Origin of the sequence: Clostridium saccharobutylicum DSM 13864 (genome assembly GCF_000473995.1) — a bacterium.
GTDB classification, from domain to species: Bacteria; Bacillota; Clostridia; order Clostridiales; family Clostridiaceae; genus Clostridium; species Clostridium saccharobutylicum.
The window spans coordinates 851,163-874,901 of sequence record NC_022571.1 but is presented as its reverse complement, the minus strand read 5'-3'; the positions used below and the strand labels follow the sequence as shown (position 1 = coordinate 874,901).

General features: G+C 28.2%; 19 protein-coding genes and 2 pseudogenes. All 21 read right to left on the bottom strand.

Going from position 1 to position 23,739, the window contains the following annotated elements:
• Positions 1 to 6 precede the first annotated feature (6 nt).
• The gene (locus CLSA_RS03940) at positions 7 to 858 is read right to left on the bottom strand and encodes a PP2C family protein-serine/threonine phosphatase (protein WP_022744107.1); all 852 of its coding nucleotides are present in this window, start codon (positions 856 to 858) and stop codon (positions 7 to 9) included.
• A gap of 11 nt (positions 859 to 869) precedes the next feature.
• The gene (locus CLSA_RS03935) at positions 870 to 1,370 is read right to left on the bottom strand and encodes an FHA domain-containing protein (protein ID WP_022744106.1); all 501 of its coding nucleotides are present in this window, start codon (positions 1,368 to 1,370) and stop codon (positions 870 to 872) included.
• A gap of 15 nt (positions 1,371 to 1,385) precedes the next feature.
• The gene (locus tag CLSA_RS03930) at positions 1,386 to 1,955 is read right to left on the bottom strand and encodes an FHA domain-containing protein (RefSeq protein ID WP_022744105.1); all 570 of its coding nucleotides are present in this window, start codon (positions 1,953 to 1,955) and stop codon (positions 1,386 to 1,388) included.
• Between the two features lie 272 nt (positions 1,956 to 2,227).
• A pseudogene (locus tag CLSA_RS24520) lies at positions 2,228 to 2,410 on the bottom strand (DnaJ domain-containing protein); the annotation flags it as partial.
• Positions 2,411 to 2,766: 356 nt separating this feature from the next.
• The gene (locus tag CLSA_RS03920; RefSeq protein WP_022744103.1) at positions 2,767 to 3,192 is read right to left on the bottom strand and encodes a hypothetical protein; all 426 of its coding nucleotides are present in this window, start codon (positions 3,190 to 3,192) and stop codon (positions 2,767 to 2,769) included.
• A gap of 24 nt (positions 3,193 to 3,216) precedes the next feature.
• On the bottom strand, positions 3,217 to 3,642 hold the full coding sequence (locus CLSA_RS03915; protein WP_022744102.1) for a hypothetical protein: 426 nt from the start codon (positions 3,640 to 3,642) through the stop codon (positions 3,217 to 3,219).
• A gap of 62 nt (positions 3,643 to 3,704) precedes the next feature.
• The gene (locus tag CLSA_RS03910; RefSeq protein WP_022744101.1) at positions 3,705 to 5,882 is read right to left on the bottom strand and encodes a hypothetical protein; all 2,178 of its coding nucleotides are present in this window, start codon (positions 5,880 to 5,882) and stop codon (positions 3,705 to 3,707) included.
• A 621-nt stretch (positions 5,883 to 6,503) separates the two neighbouring features.
• The gene (locus CLSA_RS03905) at positions 6,504 to 6,740 is read right to left on the bottom strand and encodes a DUF6531 domain-containing protein (protein ID WP_022744100.1); all 237 of its coding nucleotides are present in this window, start codon (positions 6,738 to 6,740) and stop codon (positions 6,504 to 6,506) included.
• Between the two features lie 95 nt (positions 6,741 to 6,835).
• Positions 6,836 to 7,225, bottom strand: coding sequence for a hypothetical protein (locus tag CLSA_RS03900; RefSeq protein WP_022744099.1), 390 nt, complete (start codon positions 7,223 to 7,225; stop codon positions 6,836 to 6,838).
• Complete coding sequence (locus CLSA_RS03895; RefSeq protein WP_022744098.1) at positions 7,222 to 7,788, bottom strand: hypothetical protein; 567 nt, start codon at positions 7,786 to 7,788, stop codon at positions 7,222 to 7,224. The genes CLSA_RS03900 and CLSA_RS03895 overlap by 4 nt, the downstream gene beginning before the upstream one ends.
• 15 nt (positions 7,789 to 7,803) lie before the next feature.
• On the bottom strand, positions 7,804 to 8,712 hold the full coding sequence (locus CLSA_RS23745) for an RHS repeat-associated core domain-containing protein (protein WP_236903657.1): 909 nt from the start codon (positions 8,710 to 8,712) through the stop codon (positions 7,804 to 7,806).
• Between the two features lie 419 nt (positions 8,713 to 9,131).
• Entirely contained in the window at positions 9,132 to 9,464 is a 333-nt protein-coding gene (locus CLSA_RS03885; protein WP_022744096.1) for a phage integrase N-terminal SAM-like domain-containing protein, read from the bottom strand.
• A gap of 554 nt (positions 9,465 to 10,018) precedes the next feature.
• Positions 10,019 to 10,468 carry an SUKH-3 domain-containing protein gene (locus tag CLSA_RS03880; RefSeq protein ID WP_022744095.1) on the bottom strand — a complete coding sequence of 150 codons (450 nt, stop codon included), beginning with the start codon at positions 10,466 to 10,468 and terminating at the stop codon, positions 10,019 to 10,021.
• A gap of 11 nt (positions 10,469 to 10,479) precedes the next feature.
• A pseudogene (locus tag CLSA_RS23740) lies at positions 10,480 to 11,466 on the bottom strand (RHS repeat-associated core domain-containing protein); the annotation flags it as partial.
• 155 nt (positions 11,467 to 11,621) lie between these two features.
• Positions 11,622 to 12,125: a hypothetical protein gene (locus CLSA_RS03865; protein WP_022744093.1), complete on the bottom strand. Its 504-nt coding sequence runs from the start codon at positions 12,123 to 12,125 to the stop codon at positions 11,622 to 11,624.
• Between the two features lie 260 nt (positions 12,126 to 12,385).
• A complete protein-coding gene (locus tag CLSA_RS23735; RefSeq protein ID WP_472298017.1) occupies positions 12,386 to 13,687 on the bottom strand; it encodes an RHS repeat-associated core domain-containing protein in 1,302 nt (433 codons plus the stop codon).
• 334 nt (positions 13,688 to 14,021) lie between these two features.
• Entirely contained in the window at positions 14,022 to 14,579 is a 558-nt protein-coding gene (locus CLSA_RS03850) for a hypothetical protein (protein WP_022744091.1), read from the bottom strand.
• 25 nt (positions 14,580 to 14,604) lie between these two features.
• On the bottom strand, positions 14,605 to 14,907 hold the full coding sequence (locus CLSA_RS03845) for a hypothetical protein (protein ID WP_022744090.1): 303 nt from the start codon (positions 14,905 to 14,907) through the stop codon (positions 14,605 to 14,607).
• A gap of 8 nt (positions 14,908 to 14,915) precedes the next feature.
• Entirely contained in the window at positions 14,916 to 15,191 is a 276-nt protein-coding gene (locus CLSA_RS03840) for an RHS repeat-associated core domain-containing protein (protein ID WP_022744089.1), read from the bottom strand.
• 143 nt (positions 15,192 to 15,334) lie between these two features.
• The gene (locus CLSA_RS03835) at positions 15,335 to 15,919 is read right to left on the bottom strand and encodes a hypothetical protein (RefSeq protein ID WP_022744088.1); all 585 of its coding nucleotides are present in this window, start codon (positions 15,917 to 15,919) and stop codon (positions 15,335 to 15,337) included.
• Between the two features lie 14 nt (positions 15,920 to 15,933).
• A complete protein-coding gene (locus CLSA_RS03830) occupies positions 15,934 to 23,736 on the bottom strand; it encodes an RHS repeat-associated core domain-containing protein (RefSeq protein ID WP_052334783.1) in 7,803 nt (2,600 codons plus the stop codon).
• Between the last annotated feature and the right edge of the window lie 3 nt (positions 23,737 to 23,739).

The following is a 23,739-nucleotide window of genomic DNA, read 5'->3' as shown; positions in this document are numbered from 1 at the left end:
TTATCATTAGCAGTTCCTCTTCTTTCCAGAATATTTCATAATTATAATACTGCTATTGCAATTATTTTTATTTTCAATTTTCTCCATTATATTTTCACACATCTCATCAATATTAAATTTTTTCTTCCTTAAAATTTCCTCAAATTCTATCCATCGTAGACCTTCATATACACCTCTAGTCATGAGTAGCACTATATCATTTTTTTTAAGTTGAATTGGATTTTCCGAAATTTCTACATTTTTGAATGATTCTTGTCCAATATAATATAAAAGCTTTTTTTCTTTAATAGCATATAATGCTTCTGGTTTTTGAATCTTACCATTATAGTATTCTTTTTGTGCTACTTCTCCTATTGAATGTCCCTTACTTAATCTAACAAGTTCTTTATTCCTAAAAATAGCAAGCATCACATCTCCAACTAAAGCATAATTTAATAAATTATCAGTTATTATTACAGAGAGTACGCTTGCTCCACCTTTATCTCTTTCAACTCTTTTTATAATTTCACGATTAGCTTTATTAAAAGCCTTTTTTAGAAAATACTGAATCTTTTCTCTATTTCCCTCTTCTTTAAACATCCTTATTATTGTTTTAACTGCTGTCATACTTGAAATTCTTCCAGCCTCATTCTTACCTAATCCATCTGCTAAAACAGCAATAGTCCCATTATATGTGGTTACTACTTCACCATAGTCTTCTTGAATTTCTTCATAGCCAATACTTATATCTTTTGCTATTTTTAAATCTTTTTTATTTAATTTTTTTAATAAATAGCTTCTTATAATAAAAAGAATTATAAGTATACATATGAGTAAAAGTATTAAATTTAAACTTGAATAATTATTAACATATAACATATATTGTGCACCTACTCATTATCTTGCCATTCAAAATGTTCTCCACAGAATGGTACAAATAGAAATCTACTTTTACCAAGTTCAATTACATCATAAGCAGATAATTGTGATGGCATATAAGCAGGCTCCTCATTTAAATAAGCAATTCCTGAAGAATCTCCTGGAAGTAATACATAATTCTTTTTCTTTGGATCATATACAACTATTGCATGATTTCTAGCTGCAATATCGTTATCTCCTATTATTTGTATATCCATATCATCAGCTCTACCTATAAAGTTTTTTCCATTCTTTATTTTATAATCTTTGCCAACTCTTGTACCTTCAATGCATACCAACCATCCACAAACTGGTTCAATTTCTTGATATAAAAGATTAGTTTCTACATCAAATTTTTCTTGAATTGGTTCTGGTCTTTCTTTTTGAGAAGTATCTATATTACAATATGGACATATTGTTCCATAACGCCTTTCACTAAACATGTGTCCATTTGGGCATCTAATAAGTCCCATATACATCGCTCCTTTTTATTTTAGTAAAAGTTTAACTTTAGAAATAAATAAAATGTCACCTTTTTTTATTTCACAAGGGGCATCTTTTACAATTCTATACTTTATATCATCATCATTTTTTTTAATGGTAATTCCACTTTCTTCTGATAGATCTTCTATATACCATTTTCCTGCTGCATAATTTAAAACTGCATGATTATCTTCTATAAAACTTGAATATATAGAACAGTTCAAATCTACAAATACATCATTATCTTTTGAATTTTTACCAATAATAAATGATATTTTATCTCCTACATCCCATGTTTTTATAATTTCATTTTCTTCATTAATCAACTGAATTTTTCTTATATTGCTTTCATCTTGAACTATCTCTTTTTTGTTAAGTCTTTTATATAAGTTAATAAAGCATACTATTCCAAAACTTATTGCAATGATTATAATTAATGCTCTTATATAAATTGACTTTATTGTGATATAAGCAACTACGCATATCAACGCTATTATGACTCCTATACATACATTGATTAACTGCATTGTTAGCAATAATTTATTATTGAACTCTACATTATTTTCTTCATTCAAAGTAACTCACTCCATTACTTTCTTTTTATATTAAAAAAGCTTTCAAACATTTTGCTTGTATCTATTGGATTTTTTTCATTTTTTAATTTATCTTTGTTAATATCATTGTTATTAGCACTAAATCCAAAAAAGTTTTCAAAATATTTATTTAAGTTTTCTATACTTTCACCTTTATCTTGATATTTTTTATTATCATTATTTGATTGACTATTTCTTTTATTTGCTTCTTTATTCTTATTATTTTCTTTAAATATTTCTTGGTCATATTTTTTTCTTGAATCTTCCTTGCTTAAAATCTCATAAGCTTCATTTACCTCTTGGAATTTCCTTAAAGACTCTTTATCATCTTGATTTCTATCTGGATGATATTTTTTTGCTAAACTTCTAAATGCTTTTTTTATTTCATCATTAGTTGCATTTTTAGATATGTTTAATATCTTATAATAATCCTTCACTTTATCCCCCACTTGATTCAATTAACAGTTTACAGTTTGAAATTTACTAGAAGTTAGATAACTATCTACAGTAGAAATAAGTAACATTATATGTAGAGTGTTTCATTAAAATTTTGATTGTAGTGATTCTTAAGTGAAATTCCAAATCTATGATCTGGTAAATTGAACTTACTCAGCGAACGAACGTGAGTCGAGTTTCCTTTAAACTTTCTAAAATAATTTTTCAAAGCTTGTCTTTAAAAAATTATTTTAGGTACAACTTCTTGTAGTAGAATCCCCCATCTAAATTCCAGAGAAAACAGAACACATAATGTTACTTATTTTAGTTACTTATAAACAACAAGTCTAAATTACAATTAAGCGCTATATCCGCCTTCTATTGTAACTGTGCTTAGCTTGTCTTTCTTTTGTCTTACAACAAGTTCAAAAGTACCTATACCTTCAGTATCTCCAAAGTTTTCTTTGTAATCTACTACAAATGCATTTGGATAAGTTATTTTTCTTATAACTTGATCTGCTGAAATTACTTCTAAAGTTACTTTTCTATAACAATCAGCTTTTTCTGCTGGTACTAATGACCATGTACCCATTTTTCTTGTACTATCAAATGGATCTCCATCAACTGCTGTTAAGATCTTACCTGAAATAACCATTGTACTTCCTACATCCTTTGATCTTGCATTTGAATCTTCTGGAGTATCTGTAGTAAGCTTTACAGTTTGAACACTTTCGATACTAAGATCTATTGTTTCTGCGCCTTCAATTTTTACTTTAAATCCCATTTTTAAATCCTCCTTATTTTAATTTTATTGAGCGAAACCGCCTTCAAATTTAACATCGGCAGTTTTATCCTTCTTTTGTTTAACATACAATTTAAATGTACCTACACCTTCTACATCGCCATACTCTTCTTCATAGTTAACTACAAAAGCATTAGGTAATGTAAATTGTCTTACTACTTGAGATGCTGCAATAACATCTACAGTCACTTTTCTGTAACAATCAGCTTTTTCTGCTGGTACTAATGACCATTGAGCTAACTTAATTGTAGTATCTGCTGCCTCTCCATTTACTGGTGTTAAAATTTTACCAGTAACCATTAATGTTGTTCCTAAATCTGTTGAACGTGCATTAGAATCATCTGGAGTATCTGTTTTGAATTCTACAGTTTCGATACTTTCAATGTTTAAATTAATGCTTTCAGCACCCTCAACTTTTACTCTAAATCCCATTTATGGTCCTCCTTTTATTTAATTATTTATAATTAAAATAGATTTTTAATCATCTACTATAATTAACCCACTTCATTGTGTGCATCATTACGCGTAATTTCAACTTCTAAGTTCTTAACATTTCCGTTAAATACTAAGTCGATATTGCATGTTCCATTCTTTTCATTTATTACAAAATTAATATCATCACCATCTCTAATAATGGCATTAGTATATTCTTTATGAGCCATCCATTTACTCTTTACACTTGATGGATTATTGCTAAAGAATTTCACAATATTATCTTCTTTAAAATCATTAGTATAGAATCTTAATATTCTTTCTATATATGTTGTTACTAATGTTTTATATATTGATTCAAAATCATTTTCAGAAGCTTGTAAGCTCCTTGCTTTATATACAGTTATTTGCTTTATATCTTTACCTTGAAGTTGTGCATTTTCAGATGAAAATACAAATCCAAAATTTCTTTTATTTATTAAATTCTTAATTTCATTTGTAAATCCAGATATTTCTTTTGCTAACGTTGTTGTAATTTTTAATGAATTTTCTCCAGATTCTATGTCAAATCTAACGCCTGGATATTCACCATATATATCTTTAAAGTTTTCTCTTAAATACTCTGGACATTGATATGCTGCTACAATTCCTGCTGCTATATATGAACTTCCAATATAGACACCTTCTATCCAAAGTTTTAAAATATCTTCTTTTTCTTTAGATAACTCTGCTGATCCACTTTCTGAAAGTTTCATTCTTTGATCCAATATTACACCTGATTTTTCTTTTGGAATAACAGTAAAATTAGGTATACATGGTATTGCAAATTCACTGTATGAATTATGTAATAATGATTCACATTTATCTATAAATTTATCAACACCAGCTGTTGCTACATGATTAAATGTAGTATCTTCTCTTGTTTCAAAGCTAAAGAATATTTGTATACGATATTTCTTAACAGTATCTAAAAGTAATGCTAAATCTTCCATAGAAGTATTTTCAGTATTTTCAACTTGTTTATTAGATTTAAATCTTTCTCTTCTAACTTTATTTTTAGTTTGAACTTCAAGTTCTACAGATGGTACTATTCCAAACCAAATTGTATTGTCGAAATCATTTTTATCGTTTACTGAACTTAAATAAGTATTTAATCTTGGTATGTTTTGAGAATTAACTAATCTATTAAGTTTTGTATTAGTGACTAACAAACTTGGTTTCATACCTTTGCTTTTTGTTTTGTATTGATCAAAAAACATTTTTACGCCTAGCATCTTTTCTATTAATGGTTTTACGGTTTTTATGAAATCATCTTTAGAACTCTTGTAAAAGTCTAAATAAGTATTGTAATTATTAACTTCTACGTCTAAATCAATAGAACTTTCCATAGTCGATGCTAAAGGACAAAAAGTTCTTACAACTAAGCTTTTTATATAATCTGATTTAACTTCATTAACGTCATCATAATCATCTTCAAATGCTTCAATTAAACCTACATTAGCTTTATCATCTATTGCAATTAAGGAAGTTTCTTCTGTCTTTGGAGCTTCTAATACTTTTAGTTCTCCATTTTCCCCCATGCTCAAAACTCCAAGTTGAAATTGTTCATTTAAATTTTTATTATCTTCTCCACCAAGAAGTAATCTTGTTTTTATATCTTCAATTGCAAGAGGTAACATAGCCATTATGTTATTATAATTTGAACTTGCTTCTTCAAACATAACATTAAGTTTGTCCCCTAAATCAAGTTTACTTGGGTCTTCATCGTCTAAAGCTTCATATTTGCTATAAGCATATTGAATTTCTTTTCTTGTTTGTCTTATATCATCCATCACTTTTTTAGGTGATATCATATCTAATAAATTTTCAAATTTAAAATCTACATTAGCTATTCCTTGAGCTCTTTTTGTATCTATTAAAGTAAATAACATTTTTAAAAAGTCATTAGATTTGTTTATTGGAATTTCTGTTATCAATTCATCTGGAAAATTTTCTGGTTTTTTTAACGTATACATTACTTTTTGATTTGATGCATTATAGAAAGAATATACAACTGGTGCGAATTTATCTAAAAATTCATCAAAACTATTTACTAAGAATAGTTCGTTAATTTCCTTTATTTTGTCATCATTTAAGCTATTAAACCCTCTTGTATCACCTATTACACTTATTAAGTCTAATTTTTCTGGATTTATTTCCTCAAATAATATTGTTCTGTTGGTTTGTTGAATTACATCCACTTTTAATCCTCCTCTTATAAAGATATAAAGTTTTAATTATAATTTTGAAATAAACTTTTTCATAATTATGGTATTTATTACATATTATAAATTATTTTTCTTCGCATTTTATAATTTTCTCATAATTATACATAAATGTTAATGTCTTTTTCTTTAAACGCACAAAATAAGGAATAAAAGGAAATATAGTTACATTTTTTCTTTTTATTTCTTATTTTGGGCGTTTTGCACTAAATTATATTGGCTAAATTTAAAATTTGTGGATATCCAAATCAAAACTTAGACTTATGTAATAACTAACCGAAATAGATGCCATACAATTTGTTTCAGTTACTGAAAACTTTGATAAATGCTACTGTATATGCGTGTTCACAGACACACTATGAACACGCATATACGGAACAACTTACAATATAAGAAGCATAACTGTCAAAATTTTTTAATTATATTATTTGATTTATAATACTTATAAAGATAAATTCTGAAAATTCCAGCAATTGCTACAGATTCCTTTTTCAGATACTGCCGCTGTTCTACTGTTCCATGCTTATCAGTTATATTTATTAGCTTTCCTGACCTATTGTACTTATAAGTTTTCCTATCAAAAGCAGTTTTAAATATCTAATAATTATTTTCTTGCTTTAATGAATAAATCTTTGCTCCAGCTTTATCATTTACCCATTCATCTTCAATTAAATAAAAGCTTTCTACATGACCATCGGTGCAAAGTACATTTATTTTTTCACCTTCAACTTCAACGAAAGTTTCAAAACTTGTTCTCCATCCAATACCAAGAAGTCCTACTCTGTTATTTAGTGATTCATAATTTCTTTCAATGGTGACTTTATTAATTTTCATTTAATTACTTAACTAAAAAAGCCTAAAGCAATTTCAGCTTTAGGCTTTAATTTTAGTATTTCTCAAAAAATTTTAACTTTATACAGCAATAAATTTTAATCATAATTTACCAAATCAAAATAAAATTCTTCTGATGTTTGTACTATTTCATTCCATTCAATTTTTTCTATATGTTCCTTAATTTCTTTTGCTATAGTACGAATTGTATCATATTTATTTGCTTTCTCTTCTCTACCAATTATATATAAAAGACTTTCTTTTATTTCTTGATAATCTAATATTAATGACTTATAAATACTGTATCCCTCATCTTCATCATTATCAAACATAATAATTTTAAAACCTATATCAGCAAATTCACCATCATAAAAATATTGAATTTCTAGCCCCAATAATTCTTGAGAATTTCCTTCTTTTACTTCATCTCTGCAAGCTTTTATTATTTCATCTTCTATTATTTTCAATAATTTAGATTCAATTATCATTCTACTTCATTAACCTCCTGCACACTAGAATCCCATAATACTCTAAAATTAAATCCTTTTAGTATAGAATTTTTAATTAATTCTACAAATTTTTCTGTAATAAATATTGGGTAATATGGTTTACCATTCTTTAAACGAATTCTAAAAAGTCCTTTCTCATTCATATTTTTAGATTGTAGCTCTTTTAAATTTAATATTTTTATAACATTATCTTCTTTATTTCTAACAATTTTAAATTCAATTTCTTGTAAATTTATTACATGAATTATAAAATAAATTTCATCTTCTAAATATATTGGTAATAATTCAAAATCATCATTATTCCAAAACTCTTCCAATTCATCTTTTGCTTTTTCTGATATAACTAAAGCACCTATTGTAGACCAAAAAAATGGTCCATCATTTTTTTTGCCTTTGTGATTTACTTTTATCTCAATTTTAGGCCATTGTTCTTTTAAAGTGTAATCATTTACTAACATTTTAATATATTTAATATCATCATCATGATTTTTTAAGATTATATCTCTATAGCCTTCCTTAAAATCAATCTCGTATAACTTCATTTAAAATTCCTCCTATTATTTTGGTTTATTTAATTTTACAGTTCCATCTAATAATCCTTTTCTAATATCATCTAATGTTTTTGTAATATCTTTAGAAGTTACTGTACCACCATTAGTCTCAATTTCTTCTATTGTTTGTTGCAATTTATTATTTACATACTTATAATAATCACCAGTATGTGAGCCATTATGAGTTGTTTCTGTCGTAATATAACTATTAGTTTCTTTTTTTCCATAAGGTAAAAATACACCATTCGAAGCTGAATTAACATCTACACTATATTCCTTTAATATATCTCTAGCTATTTTGGCATCCTCTTCCTTTGCTGCAACAATATGATGTGCTGCATTACCATATGGTGGTGTCTGCATGTTTCCTGAAGTTTTAAGTTCACCTCTTAAAATATCACTATTTTGAGCCTTACTATCATAAGTCCCTTTTACTTTAATCTGCTCTGTTACATTATCAGTATATTTTTGTTTTTCATTGTTTAAATCAAATGGATTTGTTTTACTCCAACACTTACCTGCATTGCTAGCATAACCACTAGGATCATAATACCTAACAGGATTATTCCCACAATAAGCATAAAGATTTAACCCATCACCCCTATAAACATCCTCTTGAGTGAACCTTCCAATCACAGGATTATAGAATCTAGCTCTCAAATAATATTGTCCCGTAATCCCATCAAACTGCTGTCCAGTATAAGTTATCCTATTATGAACTTCTTCTTTGCTTTCAATAACATGACCAAAAGCATCATAATAATATTCGTTTTTAATTTGCTGATTTTTATCAGTAATAAATGCTGTACTACCTTGTTCATCAACAGTATAGTAATATCTATTTAATTTAGATTCTAATTGTGCATTTGAATTTTTATTTAAATCCTCAGTTGAATTTTCACTTGACTCTAAAATATCAGCTGCAACAACTTCATAACCTCTAGCATATCTAGAAACAACATTATAATCTTTATCAGCCTCAACTAAAACATTATCCTTATGGAAAATGAACTTAGTTAACTTTTCATTTTCTTCAATTTCAGCTCTTAAACCTTCTGCATCATATTTGCTAACTAAAGTATTTCCTTCTTTAGTTATAGCCTTTACTTGTTGATTTAGAGTATTATACTCAAAGATATTATTCCCAGTTGAAGTTTCTTCTTTTATTGTATTTCCTTGTTTATCATATGTAAAGTGGTTTATTCCATAATTATTGTGTAATTCCTTTAATTGGTTCTTTATATTGTAGATGTACTTTTCAGTTATATCATTTGTAGTCTTATTCTATTTCTTTTGCTTACCTTCTCATCATTTTGAATATAGAATAAAACTTTCTACCTGCCTTTCAGACCGTAGGCTAGTTTTACTCTATCCTTTGCAATATCTACCACAACATCTTTTGTGTAGCCATTGTCTATTAGATATTTATTAAATGATTGAATACTATTTACTTTCTTATTTATTGTTGATAGCTCATACTGATTTTCAATTAGGTAATTCCTGTAGCTTATGATATAGAATCTTTTCATCTCTCCAGCAAAATCTACTCCTTTACTTTCAATAAATGCCACAAAAGCAGAAGTATCTCCTACATAGCTTTCTATTGTTTTAGGGCTTTTTCCATCCTCAATTAAATTAGTTTTGAATTCTTCTATTATCATCATCATCTTTGTTCTTCCTTTCATTGTTATTTTTAAGCAAAAGAAAAGACTAACAAAGGAACTTATTATCCAATGTTAATCTTCATTTTTTATTTTTAGGTTGCATCTAGATCTCAAATTGGGTACATTTAGGTCATAGCAAACCGTTGATACTACTAAGTTTGGTCGCAAGGGCGTAATTGTAACCAACTTTATTTTATTATTGGCTATTTTTTTCTATAGCTTGATTACACTCAAACTTAGACCTATACGCCCAAACCATTGATTTTACTGGACTTTCTACGTCCAAAGTATGTCCAGGTTATGTCCTACTTTATCCAAGTTAAACCTAAAAAAGAAAATTTCTAATAGACACCGTTTTAGCATCCATTAAAATTTTGCTATTAGGTTGAATCAGACATCAAAAGAAGTTTTTAGAGTATATTTTTACTCAACTCACTACAGAATTTGAATTATGTAGTAAGTAATTATGATATACATCATTACTTCATAATACACTAATTAAAACTTAGTAATTATGAAGTAAGATTGTACATAATTTTGCATCGAGTAAAATTTTGTTACCCATTAAATTTATCCCAAATTATTGTTCCTTTTTCATTAATAATATTATCAAATGCTTCCCAAACACTATCTCCTACCCAACCTATCGATTTGAATATTCTTCCAGACTCAGATATATATAAATCTATCTCAAAATCATAAAGCGAACCTATAAGCATAACTTTCTCATTTACATATTCCTCCAAACCAAAATTTAAGCTATTTAACACTCCTATTGTTTCCTTAATACAAGTACTATGTTTAGATACCTTTGTGGTCCCGTTTTTTCTAATCTTTTCAACATTTATTTTTAATTCACCAAACTCCTCCATAAACTTTTTTGCACTTTCAAAAACTTCGAATCCTCTTTCTTTAAGAAATTCTAAATTTTCTGTTATATCTATTTTTCTTCCCTCATACCATCCTGAATTCTTTAATACTTCTATTGTTTTATTAGATATTTCCATCTTAATACCTCCTAATTATCAATATTATAAGTTCCTTTAAATGTTATCTTGCAATTTTCACAAGGTTTTGCAAATCCTCCACCTAGATGTTCTGTACGATAAACCAAATCATCATATCTTGCACCTTTTAAGATTGCATCTCTTGAGCTCCAAATTTCTGCACAGTTATCAACATTCCAGTCAGATTCAAAACTTGGTTCACCATACTGATTAAATTCACCTTCATCTGCAGCCTCACTTTTAACTCTTTCAATATCAGCTCTTAATTTAGACATATCTTCCTTAACGAACTCTTTATTTTTTCCAACCCAAAAGCTATCAGGTAAACTTTCTAAATGCTCATCAGATAATAAACTTCTATAATATTTAGTATAATCCTCAGTTGTTTTACAAAATTCTCTAGGGTCAACTCCTGTATAATCTTTTATCGTTGGGTTATACTTCCAGATATCACTTCCGGCTTCACCTTTTAAGTTTAAATCGCCCAAATCCACTGTTGAACAAATTTTACCCATACCCTTTGCATCTTTATCATTTTTTAATATTTCTCTTAATTTACTTAAATCATCTTTCATTTGTCCTCTGCAATTATTTAGATTAAATTGCTTAATTCTATCAGCTTCAGTAATAACATTATCAGCTTTACTTCCCCTCTTAGTACCATCTATAGCTCTTCCTTTACCTTCACATGCATACCCACTCAGATCATAATACCCAATAGGATTATTCAAACAATAAGCATAAAGATTTAATCCATCTCCACGATAAGTATCTTCCTGAGTAAATCTACCGACAACAGGATTATAAAACCTAGCCCTCAAATAATACTGCTGAGTTATGCCATCAAACTGCTGCCCAGTATAAGTTATCCTATTATGAACCTGTTCCTTACTTTCAATAACATTCCCAAACGCATCATAGTAATACTGATTTTTAACTTGGTGATTTCTATCCGTAATAAATAATGTACTGCCTTGTTCATCAACAGTATAATAATATCTATTTAAGTTGTATTTTTAACCTTCACCTAAATCTGCAATGTCAGCTGCAACAACTTCATATCCTCTAGTAAATCTAGAAATTATATTCCATTATAATCTTTAAATGGCTGTATCAAAATTAATTTGATACAGCCACTGTCAAAATTTAAGAATTAAATTTGTTGCAATATTTCATTTATGTTGAATTCATCTTTAAACATGATCATTATTTCTTTTAATAATTCTTTAATTACAGTCTTTTTTTCATACTGTGTATTCTTTAAGGCATCTATATATTTACCCCTTAAATTGCCATCTTTCAGTATCCATATGTGAAGTTTTATTGCCTTTTGGCGTGCTTTTGGCACCATATATAAGGTTCCTTCTATAATTTGATTTATTCCCTGTTCAATATCGTTATTTCTTACAATTTTTAGTATCACTTTTAACAAATACTCTACTGCTGATAATTCTGTTGCTTTATCCTCTGCAATACTACAAAGTTTAGAAATAATTGAAACTTCTTTACTTTCCGATAATTTAAAAAGTATATTTTCATACCTCTCAATTTTCTCTTCTATCTCTTCCTCCATTTCATCATCATCTTCTTTATCACTATCTAAAAATCTTATTTTTCCTAATTCTTCTATCAATTTTAATTCTTCATTCTTGATCATTAACACATTCTCCTTTATTTTGTTAAATTCTAAAATTTATTAAATATTTATTTTATTAACTTTATTAAGATTTGCTCATTGAGTTATATTCATAATAAATATTCATTAATTTTAATTTAACACCAAAATATGTTCTTCACAGTGTAGACTGTAAAGAACTGATTATTACACTCTAACAGAATCGTTCCTTGTAATAAATTTTGCTTTTTTGTAAAATAGTGACTACATTAAAATCACTTATTTTATAATAAATCATATTATCATTTTTTTAAACACTGTTTTGTTATATTATTCAACTCATTATCTTTATCGAATGCACCTTTAGAATTAGGAGATTTTTGATAATCCTTAGAATAATCATATAATTTTCTTGCTGTTTCCTTATTATACAATCCATCTTCTATTAAAATTCTCTGTGAATCGTTTAAATCAAATGCCAAAGCATCTCTTGGTGTTAGTTTACTATATAACTGATGTTTTCTTGATTTTGATGTTAAACCATATGTGAATGTTCTCCTATGCCTTCCTCCACTTCCAGGAAAAATTTGCTCAAGATTCATGGAGAAACTCTCATTCTCGCTTACACCACATTTATTTTGCATAAAATCATTTGATGGCATATGATGACCCGTTATATTATCCCCACTTTCTTCGTTATGTTTTCCATGTGGTCCATAAGTTAATTCATTCTTTAATAACTCATTACTATTTTTTTCTGGTGGATATTTTTTGTTCTTCTTTTTAACAAATTCTTCATAATGTTGGTTAAGCTCAGAAACTATTTCACCATAAGTCATCTCACTTATATCCTTCTTAGTTGCCTTTGCGAATCCACTGAAATCATAATAAACAACAGGATTATTCCCACAATAAGCATAAAGATTTAACCCATCACCCCTATAAACATCCTCTTGAGTGAACCTTCCAATCACAGGATTATAGAATCTAGCTCTCAAATAATATTGTCCCGTAATCCCATCAAACTGCTGTCCAGTATAAGTTATCCTATTATGAACTTCTTCTTTGCTTTCAATAACATGACCAAAAGCATCATAATAATATTCGTTTTTAATTTGCTGATTTTTATCAGTAATAAATGCTGTACTACCTTGTTCATCAACAGTATAGTAATATCTATTTAATTTAGATTCTAATTGTGCATTTGAATTTTTATTTAAATCCTCAGTTGAATTTTCACTTGACTCTAAAATATCAGTAGCAACAACTTCATAACCTCTAGTAAATCTAGAAACAACATTATAATCTTTATCAGTCTCAACTAAAACATTTTCTTTATGGAAAATAAACTTGGTTAATTTTTCATTTTCTTCAATCTCAGCTCTTAAACCTTGCGTATCATACCTGCTAACTAAAGTATTTCCTTCTTTAGTTATAGCCTTTACTTGTTGATTTAAAGTATTATACTCAAAGATATTATTTCGAGTTGAAGTTTCTTCTTTTATCGTATTTCCTTGTTTATCATAAGTAAAGTAGTTTATACCAGAATCTTTGTGTAATTCCTTTAATTGGTTCCTTACGTTATAAAGATATTTTTCTGTAATATCATTTATAGTTTTTGTTATCCTGTTACCTACTTTATCATAGTAAAGCTCTCATAATTATCATCATAGTTTACTTTTTTTAGCCTGTTCATAGAATCTTAGCTTTAGAACTTCTTATTCTTAATACTTAATTCTTAAAGTCTATTTCCATTTAAGTCACAAGTTTAATTATAATCTGATGGCCTCTCATCATAAAATATTTTATCCAATATACAAAAAAACAGATGATTTTTATCTTATCATCTGCTTTCATAATTTCTTTATTCATTATTATTTATTCAGCTATTATAAATATGATAAATAAATTAATAAATATATTAAAATATCCGTTTTTTTAATATATTGTATCTAAATTTCCAATATTATATGAATCATCTTTCCATAAATTTATTCCAAATTCATTATTAATATACCATTTACATTCTCCAATAATCCTAATTCTCTTGTTAAATATAGTTGCTTTTTGCAACGTTATTAAATCAAAAACCTTATCTTTATTATTAGCTATGCATTTATAATTTTCTTCACCTATAATTCTTATCACTTCTTCTTTAGAAGTTTCTTGAATGAAAGTATTATAGTCTTCTATTATAATGTCCCTAACTAATTTTATAGTTTCCGAAAATAATTCAATATATTTTTTATACATAAATTTAACTTGCTTTTTATATTCTTCATGCCTATCCAATTCATCATCATCAAAATCGTCCGCTTCCCAACCTCCTATCCCTAATTCATATTCTGTTGCTTCTCCATTCTGTATATCAATTTCAATTATTATAGATTTCTCTTCATTATTAAGATAATATTTTATTGGATCAATTTTATTCCAATTCTCCTTTTTATATTGTAATTTTCCCATTAAATTATCTTCAATAATTATACTTTCCATTACTTAACACTCCTTCTCTATTCTATTATTTAGGACATTTTGGATTCTTTATTACAGGATTTTGAGCTTTTAACTCTGAAACACCACCCAAATGCCCAAATGTACCATTAATATCTGTCGGTATCCACTGTGTTTTCCTTGCATTATTTAATTCATGAACTGTAAGCTCATTCTCACTTCTTAGTGTATTTAATCTACTAGTAAGTTTTCCTAATTTTTTATCATAACCTAATTCATCATTATTAATTATTTTTTGTAATTTCTTATCACTTAATATTTTATCAGCTATCTTTTGGGATTCTGGGTGTGTTCCTGTTATTCCATCCACATTGTCATTTAATATGAATAGAATGTTACTTCTTTTTCTGAATCATCATATGTTATCTTGCAGGTATCATCATTTGGGAAATCCTGACGGATTACTCTTCCTTTTTTATCAAAGAAGTTTTTCGTATAAGTATTTCCATTTTGGTCTGTTATGCTGCTTATATATCCTTTTTCATCGTAGGTATATCTTGTAATTCCCTGGTCAACATGGATAACAGCTGTTAAATAATTTCCAGTGTATTTATATTGAACTGTTCTTCCAAGCTCATCTTTTATTTCAAACACTTTTCCATCTTTGCAGGTAAAGAATAACTTATAATTTGAGAAGGTAGCTAAAGTATCAACATTTTCTGCTATCTAGAAATAATAAAAAACCATATAAATACCAATAATTCACAAAATTGTGGTATTTATATGGTTATGTTATTTTAAATACTCATCGAGTCAATATCAAACATTTCTACACTACCGTCAGGAAAAATAACAAATCCCCCTCCTAAGAATTCAAACCAGTCACATCTACATGTTATTTCAATTGTATCTACAAGTACTCTTAGTCTTATTAACTCTAGTGAAGCTAACTTTTCTTCTCTTGTTTCAGCTTCAAAAACTCTTTTTGCTTTTTCCTTACCTACCATCTTAGAAAAAGTCTCCTCAGTTTCATCTTTTATTAATTCGTCTCTTTTTTGTAATGCTGCTTCTTCTATGTTATAAGTAGTCTTATCAATATTATCTATTAGATGTTTTTTATATAATTCCTTTTGCTCTTTTTTTCTTTTCTCTGCTTTATCAGCCTCAATAAGATCTGGATTTTCTCTATAATACTGCATTAATTCTTCCATCAATAATCCCATATTAAATTCTTCGTATATTTCATCATAAACATCTATCTCTGTCTTAACAATCATTTCTTTATCTTTTATTTTGAATTTTATTCCATCCTTTAATAGCCAATATCCTTCTTTATAAGTAATTTTTCCATATACATCATCATTAAATGTTTTTTTTGCCATTATACACATCTCCTTTATTTGCTCTTACACATACTCTTTTCTAATTCCTGTCTTTTTGCATCGGATGTTCCACCCAAATGCCCAAATTGGTTATTTATATCAGTGTCAACCCATTGAGTTTTATTTTTTCCCATTCCTGTTACCAAATTTTCTTCATGAATAGTCTGCTTAAACTCTTTTTGTTTTTTCTTTATCTCTTTGTTTACAGCAAATATTCGTGCATTTTCGGATAAAGCTTTATTACCAGCAGTTTTTTGAACTGATTCAATAATACTTTTTGCAGTTTCTTGAGATTTTTGTGAACCACTAGCAATTCCCATTACATTTTCATCATACATCTTGCTATAATCACCATTATACGCCACAATCTGTTTAGCAATTTCCTCATTAGTTCTTGGGTGAGTTATTTTTCTGTCAGAAGAAACTTCTACATCTACTGTAAATACAGCCAAATGATCAAAATCTACTTGCCCATCCCTATATGGAATATAATTCCTATTATGTTGATTCATCAATTTTTCTACTCTATTGTGTAAAGCTTTATTCTCAGTATTTGTAAACACAAAATTAGAATTACCTCTTTCTCCTGTCCAATAACCATATGTTGCTTCTTCACTTGGTGTTATCTTTGTACGTATAGTAATATCTTCTGAGGAATCATACAACAAATTATCTAAAAATACATAACCAGATGGATCATAATATCTAACAGGATTATTCCCACAATAAGCATAAAGATTTAGCCCATCGCCCCTATAAATATCCTCTTGAGTAAATCTACCGACAACAGGATTATAAAACCTAGCCCTCAAATAATACTGCTGAGTTATGCGATCAAACTGCTGCCCAGTATAAGTTATCCTATTATGAACCTGTTCCTTACTTTCAAGAACATTTCCAAAAGCGTCATACCTGTATTCATTTTTTACTTGCTGATTTCTATCACTAATAAATACTGTACTACCTTGTTCATCAGTTGTATAATAGAATCTATTTATATTTGAGCTAAAGTCTAAATCTGAATGATTATTTACTTCTGTAATATCAGCAGCAACAACTTCATATCCTCTAGTAAACCTAGAAACAACATTCCAATCTTTATCAGCCTCAACCAAAACATTATCCTTATGGAAAATAAATTTAGTTAACTTTTCATTTTCCTCAATTTCTGCTCTTAACCCTTGCGCATCATACCTACTAACTAAAGTATTTCCCTCTTTAGTTATAGCCTTTACTTGTTGATTTAAAGTATTGTACTCAAAGATATTATTTCCAGTTGAAGTTTCTTCTTTTATTGTATTTCCTTGTTTATCATAAGTAAAGTGGTTTATTCCATAATTATTGTGTAATTCCTTTAATTGGTTCTTCGCGTTATAAAGATATTTTTCTGTAATATCATTTGTAGTTTTAGTTAATCTGTTGCCTACCTTATCATAAGTGAAACTTTCACATCGACCATCGTAGCTTGAATCAACAAGGCGATTCATCGAGTCATAACTATAGAAATTCTTATGCTTTGAACTTACTTTTTGAAGCCTGTTTCCATTCAAGTCATAGGCATAGTTATAATCTACTAGAACTTCACCTGTTGATGTTATTGTAACTAAGCTTTGTACATTGCCATCACCATCATAAGTATAATCTGTCTTTAATCCATTTCCAACAGTAACAGATTTTATGCTATCATTTTTATAATAATCGTAAGTTGCCAACGTAACATCTTTATCATCTTGAATTAGCTTAACTCTATCAACTTCATCATAACTATAAACACTGCTTTTTCCTGTAATATCTTTGATCATTTTTATATTTTGGTTTTTATCATAAGTATAGCTTAAAAGAGTTCTTCCTGAAGCACTCTTAGATTCTAATAATCCTTCAATATTATAAGCATATTCATACTGCATATTTCCTGTATATGCATTCTTTAAAGTACCATCTGGATTATATTTGAATGTTTGATCTACTACTTCTAGTTTATTTTTATTTGGATTTTCTATTATTTCTATTTTAGAATTATTTTCTTCTAATTCTTCTGTTTTTTGTTTTTCTTGTTTCTCTTTTTGTCTTTCCGTGAAGCTTCTTCTTCTATGTTTCTGGCTTAATGGCGTAGTTATAAAGCCTTCTTCTGATTTTATTTCAGCTTTTTCTAATTCTTTTTGTTTAGCTTCTTCAGCTTTTTTTGCTTCTAAAGCTATTGCTTCTTCATCAACTTGATAAGCTTTTACTGAAACTATATTTCTATCTAAATTATAAATTCTATCCACATGATTTTGATTTCTATCAACATGTTTTGTTAGATTTCCTTCGTTATCATAATAAAAATATTCACTATTTCCTGCTTGATCTTTTATTTCACATACTTGTCCTAAACTGTTATAGATATACTCTATTGTTCCACCATTAGCATCTGTTGTACTTGTTATATTTCCTGCGTAGTCATAGGTATATTTTTCAACTCCGCCTTCTGGTGTTGTTATTTGAATTATTCTTCCCCAGTCATCTAAAATATAACTTGTTTCATTTCCATTACCATCTGTTATTCCTGTAATGTTTCCTCTTGCATCATACTTATAGCTTTGAGCTGCTTTATTTTCTTTTCTTGAGTTTGGAGTCACAATGTCTTTTATTTGCCCAAGCATTGTATAAGTGTATTCTACTTTATTATTTTCCCCATCTATTGAAGTTTTAAGATTTCCTTTAGGGTCATAAGTATTTTTAGTTATTGTTTCTCCCAAAGCATTTTTAACTTCAATAACTTGTCCTTTTAAGTTATAAAAATAAGTTGTTCCTACTCCGTCATCTGCGCCTTCATCATATTGCTCTGGTAATACCTGCTTTATAATTCGGTCGTTTTTGTCATAAAATAGCCTTGTTGTATTTCCTGAGAAATTTATAAAATTAGTAAGTCTGCTTTGTGAATCATAAACATAAGATTTTTTCTTTTTATCTTCCTCAAAATCTAACCTGCTAAATAACCTTTCATTTTCTTTTTTATTTTCATATCTCTCAGACCAATGTACTCTATAATCATTTTCGCTTATATATTTACTTCTTATAAGCTTTGCTTCTTCTCCAGAATATTCACTTAGGCTTGTTATATTATTTGCTTTATCATACTTATAAACATAACTTCTAAAAATTCCATTAGCTTCATCTTTTTCATGTTGCTCAATTAGCCTATCAGCTTTATCATAAACCCTTTCTATTTCAAAGCCTTTTGGAGTTATAATTTTTGTTATATTTCCATTTTTATCATACTCATAGTTTGTTATAGCCCATACATTTCTGCCCTTTGTTTCTGGTGCTACAAAGCTTCCATTTATTTCTTCCTTCTTTTGAATTAAATTTCCTACTTTATCATAAATATAATGAATTGCTTTTGTTGTTGAATCATTAATCTTAAAGCTTTCAAAAGTCTTTTTATTTAAACAGTCATATTTATATCGTGCTTTCGCTCCGTATTTATCTTTAACTTCTATAAGCCTGTTTTCTTTATCATATTTAAAATAAATTTCATGATAACTGCTACAGATTCCTTTTTCAGATACTACTGCTGTTCCATGCTTTTCTAAAATTTTATTACTATTTCTATCATAATCATAGCAAGTTAAATTGTATCTAATCTTTCCATAAATATCTTTTTCAACTGGGACTCTCTTTTCAATTAAATTACCAAGCAAATCATATTTAAATAAAATACTATTTCCTTCACAATCTATCTCTTTTATGATATTTCCATGCAAGTCATATTCAAAAGTCTTTTCTACAATTCCTTTTTCATTTATTATAGAATTAAGTCTATTCATAGAATCATAAGTATAACTATAACCTAAACCATCATCAGTTTCTTCGTTGTAGTATTCTGGACTTATATGCTTTATAACATTTCCATTTGAATCATAGAAGAATCTTTCTATTCCTCCATCTGGATAAATAGTTTTTATTTTTCGATTATCCTTATCATATTCATACTCTATGCCTATACCATCGTAAGTTTCATAATTATAATAATTAGGATTTATTTCTTTTATAATATTTCCTTCGCTGTCTCTTATGTTTTTTTCTATTATTCCAACTGGATTTTTTATGCTTATGAGCCTATCCATATGATCGTAGGTATATCTGTAACTTTCTTCTGACATACCTCCATTAAAACATGCATTTGGTGTATAAATACTTGTTAAATTACCCATGTTATCATAATTTTTTATTGTTACATTTCCATTTGCATCTTTAATTTTTGCTACAAAATTTAAATTGTTATATGCAAATTCTATTGTTCCATAATCTGTTTGTATTTCAGTATTTCTGCCTACTTTATCATATGTATATGAATATACATATCCACTATTTGTTATTACTCTTACTGGATCTTTTTCTTGCTTTCCTTCTAAGTTGCTTGCATTTTGGTATTCATATTTCGAATTATTTCCATTACCATCTGTTTTACTTAAAATTCTTCCATATGAATCATATTTATAACTTTCAGTTGTCCAATTTCCAACTGAAATCTTTGTTTTCTTCTCTAATAAATTACCAATGCTGTCATAAGCAAAACTAATTTCCTTATCCTCATTATCTTTTTCTTGAATTAAATTATTATTTTTATCATATATATATTCTGTTATTAGTCCATTTGCTAAAGTTTCCTTTAATAAATTACCAAATTCATCATAAACTCTATTTGTTTCAAATCCATTTCTATCCTTTATATAAATCTTATTTTGATATTCATCATATTTATATTCTTCTGTACTTCCATCTTCATAAAATAAATGTGTAATTAAACCCTCTTTATTAAATCTTGTTTTTTCTGTTCGTTTACTCTTAGTATAATAGAATGTTACTTCTTTTTCTGAATCATCATAAGTTATTTTACATGTATCATCATTTGGGAAGTCCTGACGGATTACTCTTCCTTTTTTATCAAAGAAATTTTTCGTATAAGTATTTCCATTTTGGTCTGTTATGCTGCTTATATATCCTTTTTCATCGTAGGTATATCTTGTTATTCCTTGATCAACATGGATAACAGCTGTTAAATAATTTCCAGTATATTTATATTGAACTGTTCTTCCAAGCTCATCTTTTATTTCAATTACTTTTCCATCTTTATAAGTAAATGATAATTTATAATTTGAGAATGTTGTTAAAGTTTCAATATTTTCTCCTATATAAGTTAATGAAACTTTATTACTATGCTTATCAGTTATATTTATTAACTTTCCTGATCTATTGTACTTATAAGTTTTCCTATCAAAAGCAGTTTTAAATATCCAATAATCATTTTCTTGTTTTAAATCATAAATCTTAGCTCCGCCTTTATCATTTACCCATTCATCTTCAATTAAATAAAAGCTTTCTACATGACCATCGGTGCAAAGTACATTTATTTTTTCACCTTCAATTTCAACGAAAGTTTCAAAACTTGTTGTCCATCCAATACCAAGAAGTCCTAATCTATTATTTACTGATTCATATTTTCTTTCGATCTTAAATTCTTCATGAATATCTGGTAGTACTATATCTGTTGCTGGAATATACAAACTTCCTGTTGCTCCATCTACTGGGTCAGAAAAACATACTTTATTGCTTATATATTTCCTTAAAAGAGTAGTTGTTAAATTTGCATCACCTGTAGTTGCCAGCTGCCCTGCCATATCTACTGCAACATCTGTTCCAAACCTTATCTTGCCTAATGTTCCGCATTCCAACTTCTTAATTTTTTCCAGCTTATTCAACCCGTTAAATGCAGTTGTACCTCCACCGCTTAATCCACAATTTAAAGCAAACGATTCAGCATAACTTTCCCAACCATTATCAATCTTTCCATCATCTGCGTAATCTGCAAGTAATTCGAATCCTGTATTTATGCCTGAATCAAGTCCTATTTTCCCCATTGTAACTGCCATTTCATGTAAAGATGCTCCACCTGTTAACAATGCAGTACTTATTCCTGCAATCATAACAGATCCATATTTTACAACATTATAAAGACCTTCATTTCCACCACAGACAGTATCCCGCATAAAATTATAGGATTTCGAGTAATCACCACTCTGGGATTTACTATAATTCGACAGCCCCTCACTGGTTTCAGATGCACCTACTGCCATAGCTGTAACACCAGATGCCACTGCAACTCCAGCTATAGCAAGAGTTAACCCTCCCGTTGCAACTGTAGCTGCTGCAAATACGGCAACCCCAACTCCAACTGCAACTGCTCCAATTACTGAAGCAACTACTCCAAAACCAATTTTACTTTTAGCTTCATCAACTTTTGCTTCCATATTTACTTTAGCTTGGTTATTTATTTTTTCTATATTATCTGCATCCTCATCATTCCTATGAGCTATTTCATCTGGTATTTCTACTGGATCCTTAATACTTCCTTCGTATTTAATTACAGATGCCTTTAAAAATGTCTCATCAGCAATTTGAATCCCAATACCACCCTTTGCTATTTCTATTTTACTCTTAGCCGAAATATCTATATTTTGTGGCCTAAAAGCCGGCACATCTCCACTTCCATCTCTCATTCCAAGCTCTAAGTTTTCATTAGCTGTAAGATTTATATTTTGTCCATTTAAAGAGACATCCCCTGATTGAGCTAAGTTTAAACTTACTCCACCACCTCCTGGTGAAAAATTCATATCACTTGGTGTTAGTTTCATTTCACTTCCACCTGTATGAGAAAATGACTTAATATCAGGATTTTGAGTTTTAGCTGAACCTGCTCCAATTCTTACTGCATGAACTGCAATTGCTTCTTTTTCTTCATTAGTTGGAAAGTATATATGAACTTGGCTTCCCTTCTCTGGCATACAGTACCATGCACTACTTTCTATTGCATATGTAAAGTACTTTTGATTTGAGCACTCTTCATCTTCTGAATCTATTTCAAAGTGAACACTCATATTATTTCCTTTTACATCTTTAACTGTTGCAGGAATACTCATTCCAAAAATCTTGTGATTTACTCTATAGGTGGTTCTAAGCCCTCTTTGAATCCCTAAAGTATATATTGTTCTAATTTCTTCCTTATATACTTCAGTATGAATTTTTGCTACTACACATTTAACTTTATTAAATAAAACTTTCTCACCAAGCATTAATTTAATTGGACTTACAATATCCCAAGTTGTATATTCCTGAAGAAAATTTTCTTCAAAGCCCATAGCTTCTAACTTATTAAAGCTATCTATATCCTTTACTACTTCATAATCATCTATGTTTATCTCTTTATTGTTATTTAAATCCGGTATTCCAAAATAAAATCTTCCATAATCTTCAGTAGCTTCTGGAAGTAGTACACCATTAAAATGACTAGCTATTCTCTTTAAAAATTCCCAATCACTTTCTTCATATTGAAGAATAAATTCTCCTATTGCTTGTCCGTTCGTTATGTTGTCTGTAAATGCTTTATTACTATACCTTTCTAAAACCTTTGTTATAACTTCTTGATAAGTCATTGCTAAATTACAAAAAGTTCTGCTATTTTTCTTAATATCAAAATCTTTTGTATATGAAACAGCTTCTAGTTCCATAATTTGAACGCTGCCTTCATATGACATAAAAACTTTATTTATCTTTCCTACAAATAATTTAGTTTCTTCACCGTTATCTTCAATTCTAGATACAGTCACTTTTTCTTCGCTAACATTTTTATTTATATATTCTATTATTTTTCCTTCTTCTATCAAAAGTTTAATCTTTAAATATGCATGATCATTTATAGGTTGTAATATATCTATATCTTCAATTTGAACTGCATCATAAGGTATCTCTATTTTTAGACTTTTATATGTCAGCATTCT